Annotated in this window: 12 protein-coding genes, 1 tRNA gene and 1 pseudogene; 3 read left to right on the top strand and 11 right to left on the bottom strand. The window is 72.0% G+C overall.

The features are described 5' to 3' along the window. Positions 1-2: 2 nt before the first annotated feature. From VIW71_RS07160 to VIW71_RS07145, 4 genes are all read right to left on the bottom strand, one after another. Positions 3-407 carry a substrate-binding domain-containing protein gene (locus VIW71_RS07160; protein WP_331621152.1) on the bottom strand — a complete coding sequence of 135 codons (405 nt, stop codon included), beginning with the start codon at positions 405-407 and terminating at the stop codon, positions 3-5. 189 nt (positions 408-596) lie between these two features. Further along, positions 597-1,061 carry a GNAT family N-acetyltransferase gene (locus VIW71_RS07155; RefSeq protein WP_331621151.1) on the bottom strand — a complete coding sequence of 155 codons (465 nt, stop codon included), beginning with the start codon at positions 1,059-1,061 and terminating at the stop codon, positions 597-599. A gap of 232 nt (positions 1,062-1,293) precedes the next feature. Continuing rightward, positions 1,294-1,668, bottom strand: coding sequence for a hypothetical protein (locus tag VIW71_RS07150; RefSeq protein WP_331621150.1), 375 nt, complete (start codon positions 1,666-1,668; stop codon positions 1,294-1,296). A gap of 23 nt (positions 1,669-1,691) precedes the next feature. Next, a complete protein-coding gene (locus tag VIW71_RS07145) occupies positions 1,692-2,492 on the bottom strand; it encodes a TNT domain-containing protein (RefSeq protein WP_331621149.1) in 801 nt (266 codons plus the stop codon). Between the two features lie 879 nt (positions 2,493-3,371). Between VIW71_RS07145 and VIW71_RS07140 the strand changes: the two are divergent. The 3 genes and pseudogenes from VIW71_RS07140 to VIW71_RS07130 all read left to right on the top strand — a co-directional run. Continuing rightward, positions 3,372-3,536 (top strand): annotated as a pseudogene (locus VIW71_RS07140) (amidase family protein); the annotation flags it as partial. Between the two features lie 116 nt (positions 3,537-3,652). Continuing rightward, a complete protein-coding gene (locus VIW71_RS07135; RefSeq protein ID WP_331621148.1) occupies positions 3,653-4,117 on the top strand; it encodes a low molecular weight protein-tyrosine-phosphatase in 465 nt (154 codons plus the stop codon). Beyond that, positions 4,114-4,992 carry a fructosamine kinase family protein gene (locus VIW71_RS07130; protein ID WP_331621146.1) on the top strand — a complete coding sequence of 293 codons (879 nt, stop codon included), beginning with the start codon at positions 4,114-4,116 and terminating at the stop codon, positions 4,990-4,992. Before VIW71_RS07135 ends, VIW71_RS07130 begins: the two co-directional genes overlap by 4 nt. A 406-nt stretch (positions 4,993-5,398) precedes the next feature. On the opposite strand, the gene VIW71_RS07125 is transcribed toward VIW71_RS07130, so the two are convergent. The 7 genes from VIW71_RS07125 to tap all read right to left on the bottom strand — a co-directional run. Continuing rightward, positions 5,399-5,471 (bottom strand) — tRNA-Gln (locus VIW71_RS07125). A gap of 564 nt (positions 5,472-6,035) precedes the next feature. Then, complete coding sequence (locus VIW71_RS07120) at positions 6,036-7,787, bottom strand: S8 family serine peptidase (RefSeq protein WP_331621145.1); 1,752 nt, start codon at positions 7,785-7,787, stop codon at positions 6,036-6,038. A gap of 129 nt (positions 7,788-7,916) precedes the next feature. After that, positions 7,917-8,390 (bottom strand): hypothetical protein, encoded by a 474-nt coding sequence (locus VIW71_RS07115; protein ID WP_331621144.1) that lies wholly within the window; start codon positions 8,388-8,390, stop codon positions 7,917-7,919. 1,174 nt (positions 8,391-9,564) lie between these two features. Beyond that, on the bottom strand, positions 9,565-9,966 hold the full coding sequence (locus tag VIW71_RS07110; RefSeq protein ID WP_331621143.1) for a (R)-mandelonitrile lyase: 402 nt from the start codon (positions 9,964-9,966) through the stop codon (positions 9,565-9,567). Positions 9,967-10,262: 296 nt separating this feature from the next. Continuing rightward, the gene (locus tag VIW71_RS07105) at positions 10,263-10,703 is read right to left on the bottom strand and encodes a PPOX class F420-dependent oxidoreductase (RefSeq protein WP_331621142.1); all 441 of its coding nucleotides are present in this window, start codon (positions 10,701-10,703) and stop codon (positions 10,263-10,265) included. A gap of 292 nt (positions 10,704-10,995) precedes the next feature. Beyond that, positions 10,996-11,553, bottom strand: coding sequence for a telomere-protecting terminal protein Tpg (gene tpg, locus VIW71_RS07100; RefSeq protein ID WP_331621141.1), 558 nt, complete (start codon positions 11,551-11,553; stop codon positions 10,996-10,998). A gap of 3 nt (positions 11,554-11,556) precedes the next feature. Beyond that, on the bottom strand, positions 11,557-13,273 hold a 1,717-nt coding region (tap, locus tag VIW71_RS07095; protein ID WP_331621140.1), incomplete at its 5' end, for a telomere-associated protein Tap.

Here is a 13,273-nt window from a genome sequence, read left to right as displayed (position 1 = left end):
GGTCATCCGGCGCCGGGTACCGGTCCGAGGCTGCGGCCGGGCACCAGGGTGCCGGGCAGCAGTTCGTGCTCGGTCGGCGTCCGAGCCCGGTCGTCCAGCAGCGCTTTCATGACCTCCACCGCTCGCTGGGCCGCTTGCTCGACCGGGATGCGTACGGTGGTGAATCCCAAGAGGTCGATGCCTGGCAGGATCCCGTCGCACCCCGTGAGCGACAGGTCCTCCGGCACCCGGAGGCCCGCCGCCTGGGCATGGGGAAGGAAGGCGAGCAGGCGCCAGTCGGACGGAAACATGGCAGCGGTGATCCGGCCCGTGCGCTGAAGGGCGATGATCTCCTGCCCGCCCTCCTCGGCACTCCCGAACGTGGGAGAGGAGATCTGATGCACCTCGATGCCGTGGCCTCTCAGCACCACGTCACCCTGTCCGCCGTGAGCCCGCCGCCGGTTCGCTCCGATGGCCGTACCGCCGGGGGATACGCCGCGGACCTGAGACGTACCCCGCACCTCGAAGGCACCCGGCGCCTCCCCCGCCACCCTCCAGGCCCTCACCGACGCCTGGATCCGCTACGCCGCCCGCCGCTGAGCTCGCCGGCGGAGTGTCTACGCAGTGCTTGCCAGGACGGCGCCGAGCCGCGCGCCGAAGAGTTCGCCGGCGGCCACTTTGCTCAGGCCGCATCTGGTGAAAAACGCCAGCCGGGCGGCCGCGTCGCGGGGCTCGGGGTAAAGCACCAACGCATCGAGACCGGCAGCCTGGGCATCAGAAGCAAACCGGCGCACCAATGCGGTGCCCACCCCCTCGCGCCGTGCCTGCGAGGAGACCAGGAGCGACATGACCCGTGCCCGCGGCGGCGGATACTCCCCCGACCCGAACTCAGCGCCGTCGTGGAATGTGCCCTCCGCGAAGCCGACGACCGTCCCGGCCCTCAACGCCACGTACAGCCTCTCGTACGGGCGGTACCGGGCGTCGATCAAACCCTCCGCCAGCGTCCGCCAGTTCTCGGCGACCAGCAGCGCACGCAAATCCGCGTCGTAGACGTCGCTCAACTCGGTGATCTCCACAGCCATGCCGCACACGCTAGATCCCCGCACCCCGCCCAGGCCGAAAAACGCTACCTGACACACCGTCACCGACGCCATCTCACTGACACCGAACCGGCGCCCCTCGTTCAGCGGCGACTCGGTACGCCGCCCGCCTTCCAGCAGGAGGACTTGGCTCCGGGCCGCCCGCCGGCGAGCAGGCCGGGCCGAGGTCGCGGGGCGCTGCCGATCACCTCGGTGCGCAACCTGTGCTCGTGCGTCAGGTCCCGGCCTCTCCCCGGGGTGGCCGCCGGGCGGCTTCCAGCGCCCGCGCCAGCTGTTCGCGGGCCCGGCGCTGAATGCTTTCGCTGTCGTGCAGCAGTTCCCCGGTCTCCTCGGGTGTGAGCGGCGACGGTGGCGGCCCCCTGTAGGTCAGCAGGTCATAGAGGCTGCGGCAGGCCTGGTCCTCGTCGGGGAACCGCTCCAGTACCCTGCGCACGCCGCGCTCCTGGACGCCCACCGCCCACTGTCCCTCCTGTTCTTCGAGGTAGAGACGGTCCGTCGGCCACGGGCCGCCCGGGCAGCCGGCGATCTCGTACAGGGCGGCCGGAATTCCGGCCGCCTGCAGCGCCTCGTACAGCTGGTGCCGGTCCATGTACCGACTCTCGCCTTCGGGAGTCAGTTGGCCCGCTCAAGGTTGCCGCTGCGCACGAGGGAGTTCACCGACTGGCCCGTCTGCACCGTCGGGCAGTACGTACTCCCGGACGTCACCGAGGTCACATACTGCACACCCTGGCCCGGCTGGTCGTAGAACGGGGCGACAGGGCCCGCACACACGACCGTGTCCTTCTTCACCCGGAACAGGTGGTAGTTGTACGGGTAACGCGGGTCCTCGGTGTTGAGGCTCGACGGCGGGATCGAGCGCTCGTCGTATTTCGCGCCGGCCGGCGCGAGGAAGCTGCCGAACTCATTGCCGAAGCGGTCCAGCAGCTCGCCGGGGTGGAGCGTGACGGTGGCGGCGATGACGTGGCCCGCGTTGTCATGCGAGAAGCCGTCGTCGCTCGGGAACCTCCAGTTGCCCCGGCCGACGTCGGCCGCGGGGTCCCACCAGTGGTTGAGGAACTCCACCGGGGTGCGGTCGCCCAACCGGTTGTAACCGTCGAGGATTCCGCCGAGGATCCCGGTGAGCGGCAGGACGGCCGGGCCGAGCCGCCAGTCGTTGCAGACGAACGGTGTCTGCGCGTAGGGGTAGGGCGACGGCACCAGCCCCAGGCATTTCGCGTCCGCCTGGGTCCCGTCCTGGACGTCCCTCGGCCGGGTGTCCGCCGCCGCCCGTTCACGCGGCACCGGCGAGGCGGACGCCGCCGGTGCGGAGGTGCGGTCCGCGGTGGACGTCCGCGCCTCCACGGCAGCGGATGAGGGAGTACTGAACAGCAGGGAACCGGCAAGCCCGGCCGTGAGGGCCAGGGCTGCGGACAACCGAGGGGATGTCACTGATACCTCCGCAGAAGACGAATCCACGGGACGTCATATGACGCCCCGTTTCATCACAGACGTACTGCCGGGGCACAGCAATCGGGGTGCGGCCGACCAGGTGCACGTATCACTCGTTCGCAGGTTCCCGGCCTCCGGCCTTCTGGGCATGGGCACCTGCTTCGCTTCGCCGGACACCGTCGGAGTGGTGGTCAGGCCACGAGGAGGGTCTCGTCCGTACTCGGGTTCGTGCCCGGTGACCGGATCGACCCCATGCTGCTGCACCGGCCGTATCACCTCGGTGCCGACAACCCGCCGGCTGGGTGGCGAGTCGGCTGAGAGCCTGCTGGCACGCCGTATCGAAACCCGGTGAAGGGCCACAGGCCTCAGGCTGCTCCGGCAGCTCCTTTCTCCAGCGAGGCAGTCCGAGTGCGAATGGCTCGGTCATGCGCTCGTGGTCTGGCACGCCGCCGCGTTTCGCGCGAAGCTGGGGGCACATCGGTGTGCGGCGGTGCTGGTTGGGGGAGACGCTGTGCGGAAGCCGGACTGGGCGTTGGTGGCGGCGGGCCCCCCGGTGGGGTTTGGGCTCGGTGCCCTGCTGATCCTCGGCCTGAAGTGGTACGAGCATGCGGTGTACGCGCGCAGCGATGCCTGGGTGTTGTGCGGCGCGCTGATCGGGGGTGGCCTGGTCGGCCTGGCGGCCTGGGCGGCGACCGGCGCGGAGATGCGGCTGACGTCCGGGCGGCCGCCCCTCACCCTTCATGGACCTGACGCACCGTTCTGCCAGCGAGCGACTACGCGCCCTGGAACGAGGTGAGGTCTCCAGCCGCGAACTGACCACCGCGCACCTGGAACGCATCGCCCGTCCCCCGGAAGTACAACGCGGTGGTCACCCTCGACGGCGAGGGCGCGCTGACCGCAGCCACAGTCGCGGACGAACGTCGGGCCGGTGGCCGTGCCGGAGGGGCGCTGCTCGGGCTGCCGGTCACCCTCAAAGACGCACTGGAGACCCAGGGGCTGCGCACGGCATGCGGAGCGGTGGACCTGGCCGAGCACGTACCCGACCGGGATGCTGACGCCGTGGCGCGACTGCGTGCCGCCGGCGGCGTGGTGCCACGGGGACCCGTCCCGGCGGGACCGCGGTGCCCGGCCGTACGCTTGGGGCCGTGCACATCTGCTTCGTCTGCACCGGGAACATCTGCCGGTCGCCGTCCGCCGCGCTGGTGTTCGCCGAGCACGTGCGCCGGGCGGGACTGGACGGCGCGGTACGGGTCTCCAGCGCCGGCCTCGGCCCCTGGCACGTCGGCGAACCCATCGACGAGCGGGCCGGCGAACTGCTGGCCCGGCACGGCTACCCGGTCGAGCACGTCGCGGCCCGGGTCGGTGCCGAGCACCTGGACGCCGATCTGTTCCTGGCTATGGACCACGGCCACCACAAGGCGCTGCGCCGGCTGGTCGGCGACCCGTCCCGGGTCCGGCTGCTGCGGTCCTTCGACCCGGACGCGACCGGCGACCTGGACGTGCCCGACCCGTACTACGGCGGCCCGGAGGGATTCGACGAGGTGCTGGCCATGATCGAAGCCGCGACGCCCGGCCTGCTCGCCTGGGTGCGTGAGCACCCAGGCGGATGACCGCCCGTCCGGGGGCCGGCCCCGGCGAAGGTCCGGCTGCCGCAGCGGCCCGGCTGACCGGGCGTCCGGTGACCGGGCAGCGCCCGCTGTCCGCGACGCTCACGGAAGTCGTGCTCGACAGCGGGCAGGTGGTGATGGTCAAGCGCGGTGACGGCCCTGGCGCGATGCGGGCCGAGGCGGCGGGGCTGCGCTGGCTGGCCGACGCCGGCACGGTACCTGTCCCGTCCGTGCACGGCCACGACCAGCGCTGGCTGGTGACCGACCGGATCCCGGCCGGCCGGCCGAGCGTCCAGGCAGCGGCCCGGTTCGGCCGCGACCTGGCCGCCCTGCACGCCGCCGGCGCGCCCGCGTTCGGCACCCCGCCGCCCGGCGGCCCCGAGGACGCGTACATCGGGCTCGCCCCGATGCGCAACGTCCCCGGCAACGACTGGCCGCACTGGTACGCCGAGCACCGTGTGCTGCCCTACCTGCGCCGCGCGGTCGACGACGGCACGGTGCGCCACGCCGAGGCGACCGTGGTCGAACGCGTCTGCGAGCGGCTGCCCGAGCTGGCGGGCCCCGCCGAGCCGCCCGCCCGGCTGCACGGTGACCTGTGGAACGGCAACGTGCTGTGGGGCAACGGACACGCCTGGCTGATCGACCCGGCCGCGCACGGCGGACACCGGGAGACCGACCTGGCGATGCTCCACCTGTTCGGCTGCCCGCACCTTGACCGGGTACTGGACGGCTACCAGCAGGCGGCGCCGCTCGCCGACGGCTGGGAGGACCGCATCAGGCTGCACCAGCTCTTCCCACTGCTGGTGCACACCGTGTTGTTCGGCCGCAGCTACGCCGAACAGACCCTCACAGCGGCCCGGGCGGCCCTGACAGGGTGACGCCACCGGGGGCGCCGTGATCCACCGGCCGGGAAGCAGACTGCACGGCCCCAGCGGTCCCGGGCCGACCGCGCCGCCCCACCCTGACCATCGCCGCGCCACGCCGGCCCGGAGCAGGACCTGGACGGCCGCGCGCCAGCGATGGCCCGAGGGCGGCACGGCCGGCCACGCGGGCCGGCGAGGTGACGCGAGCGTGGTGACGCGGACGGCGGGTGGCGCGGACCGCCGTCACCAAGGGCCGGGCCGCGGAGTGCATCCAGCCGGAGGAGCACCTCCCTGGCGGCGTCGCGGCGGTCGCGTCGGCGGGCGTGGCCATGACCAGGTGACCGTGCACGCGGCGACCGCGCCCCGCCAGGTCCCGCGGGGCCAGGTCCACACGCGGCGACGACTGAACTGGTTTTCTGGGCTGCCGGACGAGGATTCGAACCTCGAACTTCCTGATTCAGAGTCAGGCGTGCTGCCAGTTGCACCATCCGGCATTGCTCTCGTCTATGAGAACCCACCGACTGGATTCGGTCAACGAACACGGCCGTAGTGGGGCGAAGCGGAAATCAATGCCACCTGAATGGCGGCGTGGTGTGCCCCGCCAGAGGTGGTCCGGCGGTTGGCCTCCCCGGTGTGGCGGGCATCGTGGTGACCCGCCCCGTTCGTAGCAGCGGACGACGGTGCCCGTGGGCCGGCCGCCGGGCAAGCCGGGTCGGTGCGCATGGCGGTCTGGTCGTGCATCCGGCCGGCACTGTCGGCAGGCAGCGGTAGGTCCGTCTCGTCGGTGCCGCACCGGACGGCGGTGCGTACGCAGCCGACGACGGCGTCGGCGGCCTGGGGTACGGCTTGTGGTCGACCACGATCCGCAGTCTGGTGGCCACCCGGCCCGGGGTCTCCGCACACCGGTCGCCCCGGGCGACACGGGACCACAACTCATGACCCCGCTTGGGACTTGGCCGCGCCACCACTTAGCCTCCGGCTGGTGCGGGGAACAGGCGGAATTTCGCGGCGGTGGCGGTGGCGCGGCCCTGTCTCCTCGGGGGCGCCGTGGGGTTGTTTCACTTGGGGAACGAGCCGTTGCCGGCGGTGGACGCGGCGTAGGGGGAGAGGGTCGGGGCGAGCTGTACGCCGGGGGTCAGATGGAGAGCGACAAGAGCATCGGGCAGGCCTCGCCCGGTACGGGCTCCCTCCCCGGTGCCCGGGGCGGCCAGTCGGCGGCAACTGTGGGCGATGATCTCGAACAGGCGCTGCACGCGGCCCGGTCCACGCGGCGGAAAGTCGCCGCGGAAGTCCTCGTGATGGGCGAGAACCAGTGCGGCCAGGCCTGCGACGTGGGCCGAGGCGGCGATGGTGCCGTCCAGCACCGTGTATCCGCCGCGAGGCGAGCACGACAGGACCGCCACACCGGGGGCGGCCGCGTCGACTCCGGTTCCATAGCAGCTGAATGGCGCGGCGAACAGGCCTTCCGGGGTCAGTGCGGGGCCCGTGTGCGTTGCATGGGATGTGTCCGGCGGATAGGAGCCGAAGACTCCCAGCGCGCCGACGGTGAACACGGTGGGCAGCGAGCCGGGGAAGGCCACCGGTCCGCCTGTGTCGCCCGCCGGGGCGACACAGGCGATCCCTGCCGCGTTGGCATCGGCGAGCTTGCGGGAGACCAGCGCCGACGAGTAGGAGGTGGCCACCGCGATGTGGGCGATGTCGACCTCCTGGTCGATGCAGTGGTCGAGAGCGGCGATCAAGTCGCTGAAACAGCCGCCGGGCAGGACCTTGCATGCTTCGATCCGGGCGTCGACAGCGATGCCGACCACGCCGGTGCCGGTGTCCGCCCCGGCGATGATGCCCGCCGAGTGGGTGCCGGTGCCCAGCGCGTCGTGGGCCCAGCCGCGCTCGGTACCGCTGACGAGATCCGCCCCGGAACGCACCTGGTCCCTCAGATCGCTGTGCTCGGTGGCGACCCCTGAACCGATCACGGCGATCTTGATCCCGAAGGCTCGGAACGTGGGCGGCAGCCGGTCCAGCCGCATGGCCTGCTGGCCCCAGCCGTACTGCTGCCGTTCGTCCAGCCCCGGGTACACCTTGGCCAGCGGCGTGAGGGTGATCAGGTTCGGCTGCGTCACCGACAGGTCCGGGCGGTTGATCCAGCGGTCCATGTAGCCCCCCGCCGACCGGACGTACAAGGCCTGGACGGACTGCGCGGTCTCCGTCGCCAGCGGCACGGTCGCCGTTCCGTCCGCACCGGTGATCCCCTGGGCCGGCCACGAACCGCCCACCAGGAAGACTCCGGCCCCGGCCAGCGGTTCGCCCTCCGGGCCGCAGACACGCAACGAGATCTCCACCGCGTGCTCCAGCGGCAGGACCAGCCCCGGGTCTCTGAGCGGCACACCCGCGGCCGCCACGGCGGCGGGACCGGTTTCGCCCAGCGGCAGGTCCGGCTCGACGTGGACGTGCACCGACCGCATCGCCGGCACCTGGTCCTCGGCTGCCTCGACCACCGCGATTTCGGGGCAGGACGGCTGCAGCCCCGCTGAGCCGAGCTTTTCCGACGGCCGGAGTCTGCGGGTCACCTTGACACCTGCCATCCGGTCCAGCCGGTCGCACACCGCGTCCATACTGAGCGCGGTCACCCCCGGCGGGAGCAGGTGCTGGGGCAGCGGCGTCACCATGTACCGCTGCCGACGCGACCGCACCGGCAGGGGTGCCTGCGCGCTTTCGTCGGCCGGTCCTGCTTTCCGGCCCGCGGGTTCGGGTCCGGCCGCTCCCGTACCTCCGGACCCGCTGTCGCTGCCGTTCTCGGGCCTGTTCTTGAGCATCACGTCCACCTTCACCACGCCTGGGTTGTTCCTGTGCTCCTGGTCGGACGGCCTGGGGGCGGCCCGCGATCCACAGCGGTCGCGGTGTGTCCGGGAACTCCGGGCACACCGCACTATGCCGCCGAGGCGTCAGCCCATGCCGAAGCCGGGCTGCTGGTACTGCTGGTAGGGCTGCTGGCCGAACCCGCCGCCCCACTGCTGGCCACCGCCCTGCTGGCCGTAGCCGCCGCCCCACTGCTGACCCTGCTGACCCTGCTGACCCTGCTGACCCTGGTGGGTCTGCTGGATCAGCGCCATGATCGCGGTCGGCAGAGCCTGCTGGACGGACTGCTCCACCGCGTTGCGGATGCCGCTGTGCAGCGACCGGTGCAGCGCGATGGCCAGGTACGGGTGCGCGTGGTGGGCGATGCCCTGCTGCTGGAGCTGCTGCTGGACCTGCTGGAGCTGCTGCAGCGTCTGCTGCACCTGCTGGGCGACCTGCTGGGCCGTCTGCTGGCAGGCCTGCTGGACCGCCTGCTGGACCGCCTGGGCGATCTGCTGGTGGCCGCCGCCCATCTGCTGGCCGAACTGCTGCATGGGCTGAGTGCCAGTCATCACCGACATGAATCCTCCTGACGACAAACGTCATTGAAAATCCAACATCAGGGCTTATATCCCGTATGTCGGATTCTCCCGGTGTCTGAACGTTAGAACGACATCGGTCCTCCCGCCACAGCAGAAGCATCCGAGTGGTCACGGGCGGTGACCGGTCTGCGTCACGTGGGCGCGCGCGTACGGTGCCACGGCTTGAGGCCCGGAACGGACACGACCGCCTCGGGGGTACGGTGCGGGACTCGGTCACATCGCGCCCCTCCTCGGCCCGGACGCCGGCAGTGCCGAGCCCACGGCCGGCCCACCGCCGCGAAACGACCGCCGGAAGAACCGACGAACCGTCACGAGAGTTCGGGGTGAATGAGTCAGGTCGCTCTGCGGACAGGCCCCCGGGAAGCCGGTGAGCTCACGCTGACCGGCAATGCTGGGGCATCGCCTTGTCATCAGCGGTGACGGGGACGCGGTGCCCGACCGACACCCGGGACGCGCTCGGATCGCGCCGGCCGCACGGAGGCGTTCTTCCGCGAGGTCTGCCTGACGCTCGTCACTGTCGTTCAAGGCGCCTCGCTGGGATATCCCGTACAGGTCATCGGGGCTGACGATGGGCACCTGAGCGCCGGTCAGGTGCCGGGCGGTTCGTGATCCGGGCAACGTCGCGCTGGAGGTTCTGTTCGCGGTGGCCATGGGCGCGGGGACCGCCTGGCAGACGTCCGTTGCTACGGGCCGGGCCGCTGTGTCCGGGCCGATTGCCCCGGATGCGACCGGCTCCCGCCTGAACGACGGGCCGGCCGCAGCCGGTCCGGCTGCGCGTTCGCGCCCGTCCGCCGGTCACGGCCGAAGTCCGAGAGCGCGCGTGGCGGTTGGCTGGGAAACGGCCCCGGGACGCGGGCGGCGAGGTGATGGTGGACACCGACGGAGTGCTGGTCCTGGCGCACTCCCAGAAGGGCGTAGCTGTATGCCGATTCCCCGTGAGGTCGCGTTCGACTGATACGACGACCCCGGCCGCGTACCCGCCGGGGGAGCGTCGGTGCGCAGGGCTCACTCCAGTGCCGCAGGACCGCGGGTCGCGGTACCGGCAACGGCTGCGGGCCCTGGAATCCGTCTGGTCGTCAGGGCCCGCAGCCGTTGGTCCCGGGCCGGTGGTCCGGCGAGCTCGTGCCCCCCCGCAGGTGTGGTCAGCGGGCGTTCAGCGGGCGTTGTACTCGTCGTCGGTGACGTGGTCGGCCCACTCGGACTCCGGGCCCCGCCCTTCGCCGGGGCCTTCCCGCAGGGAGAGGTGGGTCATGAAGTGGTCGGGGGCAGCGCCGTGCCAGTGCCACTCGCCCGGTGGCGTGTGGACGGTGTCACCGGCACGCACGACGACGACCTCGCCGCCGCGGGACTGCACGAGCCCGATTCCCTCGGTGACGTGCAGGGTCTGCCCGACCGCGTGCGAGTGCCAGGCGGTACGGGCGCCTGGGGCGAAGCGCACCACGTTGACGCGCATCCGGGAAGGTTCCCGGCCGGCGACGACGTCGTCGTTCCAGACGTCGCCGGTGAACCGCTCGGCCGGTCCCTTGGCGGACGGCTTCTTCGGCAGGATCTCCATCTCTGTCTCCTTGTGCCGTGCTGCCGCCGCATGCCCGCGGCGGCAGCGGGTTGTACGGGATGCTCTCGCCCGGCGGCAGTGGCGGTTCACCCAGGGATGTGAGCAGGTCGTGGGCGAGGCCGACCTCGCCGGTGGTGCCGGCCGGGGGGAGGGTGGCCCGGCCGGGCCGTGAGCGGCGACCGCGCTGTGCCGGCGCACCGGTCACCGAGCGCCGTCGGCCCCGGCGTACGGCGGCGGTACGGAACTCCGGGGAGCACCCGACGCTCGCACCGCCGCCGCTCCGTGCTGTGCGGCCGTCAGCCGGCGATCTCGGCGCGCGCCGTGACCCGATCGATGCGGCCGCGGACCAGGTACTGGCCAGGTACCGCGTTGCGGGCGCCGAACGCCTCGGCGTTCTCCTCACCCATGTAGCGAGCGCCGATCCGCGTCGCCCAGATCTTCAACTGCTCCGGGTCCACGACGAGATCGGCCGTGCACTCGAACATGACAAAGGAATAGGGCGGCTGCTGGTCGTCCACGCACAGCGCGAAGCGCGGGTCGCGGCGCAGAGCCATGCCCTTGAGCTTCTCGTGGCCGGTGTTGAAGACAACGCGGACGTCGTCCGGGTCGGTGTCGTCAAGCACGAACCAGATGGGCGTGACATGCGGGCGGCCGTCCTTGCGCTGGACGGCGAGGCTGCCGGTGCGGGTACCGGCCGATACGAAGGAACGCCATTCGGCGGGAGTCATAACGTGCATGGGAGTCAGGCTAGATCAGCCTCCTCCCCACCGACGCCCGCAGAAGTGCCGTTCCCATAACAGTTGGCCGGTGCGGGATGTGCCGACCCGTGACAGCCACACCCCCATCACGAATCACCCCAGGTCAGCGACCCGCAAACCAGCAACACCACCAGCACAAACACCCCTGAGACACCATCATTGACGCCACGCCACCCCGCCACACATCGCACCCGGGCACCGGCAACGAGGCAGCGGTGGGCCTCCGGCCGGCGCGCGCCCGTCCGCCCGAGGGCCTCATCCGCTGATGATCTCAGTACGAGACATCGAAGTAGTCGATGTCGGTGATGGCGACTTCGAGGCCTTGGGCGCGGGCGCCGTTGTCCTTGAAATAGATCTCCTGCAGTCCTTCGGCGACGATTTCCCGAAGCTGTCGGTCGCTTGCTCCTTGCTGCTGGGCGGTGAAGAGGCGCCTGGCGTAGTCCGGGGGGAGGTGTACGGTCAGCCGGCGCATCCGCGGGTCGTCGGTCGTGCCGACCGGGGCGGTGTAGCCGAAGCGGGCCCGGGTCTCCACCGTGATCCCTGTGGTGCTGGCGGCCCGCTTGCGGGCCTGCTGCCGGACGCGGGGCTGCCACACCTTCGGGACCTCGCGGGCCAACGCGTCCCGCAGAGCTTTGCGGGGGTGCTTGCGCTGGCCTGCGAGGTAGCGCTCCACCGTGCGCTGCGAGACGCCCAGACGGCGCGCCACGGCCCTCGTGCTGCCCTTCTCCGCGCGGAGCAGCAGCCGCATCTGGGCGAGCGGCGTCTTCGGCGGCTGCCGGGTGAACGCCTCGGCCCCGGCACGGTCCAGCGCGTCGTCGATGTCCCCCACCGGCTACTCCCCCTCGTCCAGGACGGCGTCGTGGCCGTCGCCCTTGATGTGCCTGGCCGGGTTGAGGCCCTTGTCCATCAACTCGACCGCCCACACCATCGGCTGCACACCTTCCAGCTTCGCCAGGCCCTGCGCCGCGCCGAGACGGAACGTCCCCGGCACCACGCGGCCCTCTTCGGTGAGCGGCAGGAAGTCCAGCGGGGACGGGCCCGGCGAGGGGTAGACGACGCAGTCGGACAGCACAGCGAGCGGGTACCGGCCGGTCGCGGCCGCGGTCCTGGCCATCTTGCGGTGCATGTTCACCCGGGCCCTGGAGATCACCGCCGCCCGGATGTCCGGCCGCCACGTCGGCCGCTCCAAAGCCGGCCAGCGCTCCCCGTCGCGGTAGTGCCGGCCCTGCGGCCGCTCCCTCAGCTTCCCGATCCCGCCCTTCACGGTCGCCTTGACCGCCGACAGCACGCACGCCAACCCGGGGTCCGATTCCTTGTGGTGCTCCATCGCCGCCAGGAACTCCCGCTCGTCCGCGTCCTTGCCCACCGGGACACCGAGGCCCGCCATCGTGCTCACGTAGGCGTCCTTGAGGCGGTCGTGCCACGGGTCCAGGTACGCGCCGGCCTCGAACCGCAGGAACCCCTCGACCGGCGCCACCTCGGCCCCGAGTTCGACCGCGTAGGCGACGGTGGGTGTGGCGTACCAGGCCGGACCCGTCGGCCGCGCGCCGGACGGGGTGAACGGGCTCGGCAGTCGCGGGTCCAGTTCGATGCCGGACAGGTCCACGTACCAGCTGCCGGGCACCTTCTTGTCGAACACCGGGCGCACCCGGTGCACCGGCGCGCCCAGTCCGACGGTGAGGCGGGAGGCGGCGGCCAGGAACGCGGTGTTGATGTCCAGACCGACCGCGTACGGCAGCAGGCACTCCGCGTCCTCAAGGGTGTCGATGTCGCGGACCCACTGGTACGCCTCCTCATCCAGGAACCCGCGCTGCCAGCCCTGCGCGACCGGGTGCTCCACCGGGGCCTCGGGCGGGGCCGGGTCCACCGGCTCGGTGAGCGCGCCCGGGTTCGGCGCCGACACCCAGGCGCCGGCCTCGTTCCTCACCGCCCGGGTCGGCGGCCGCATCGCCGACATCAGCTCCAGCCCCGATGTCGCGGCGGACCCGCGCGGGGTGATGACCCGGATCGCGTACGCACCCAGGACGCGGGCCAACTCCGGCGCCGGCAGCCGCGCGGCCTCCCCCCAGGCACGGGCGTCCAGCGCCTCCCACGGCAGGACAGCCAGCTGCACGCACTGCCGCTGCCCGCCGGTCGCCGGCCGGTAGATCCGCGCCCAGGGCCCGAACCCGCGCTGGGTCAGCTTCCACCCCGCCCGCGCGATCTGCCTGACCACCTTGTGGTCCTCCGGCAGCCGCAGCCCCCGCCGGTCCTCCAATTCCAGCGGCAGCCCCAGCCGCTCCGCAGCCGCGGCGGTCAGCACGACCAGCGGATCGGCGTCCTTGCCGTTGCGGTGCAGCCGCGACGCCCCGACGCCCGACTCGGAGAGCGTCCACTCCACCAGCTCCGGGACCGTGGTCGCCGGACAGTCCAGCACGATCCCGCCGACCCCGTACGCTGTTCCGTCACCGTCCAGCACCAGCAGCGGACCGTGCGGGAACCGCGAATCCACCGGCGGTGCGACGGTCTTCGCCCCGGGCCGGCGCGACACCGCTGTCGACGCCGACGGC

The organism is Streptomyces sp. (assembly GCF_036524955.1).
In the GTDB taxonomy this organism is placed as follows: Bacteria; Actinomycetota; Actinomycetes; order Streptomycetales; family Streptomycetaceae; genus Actinacidiphila.
Note: the sequence above shows the minus strand (reverse complement) of the source record. Positions and strands in the feature narration are given on the sequence as shown.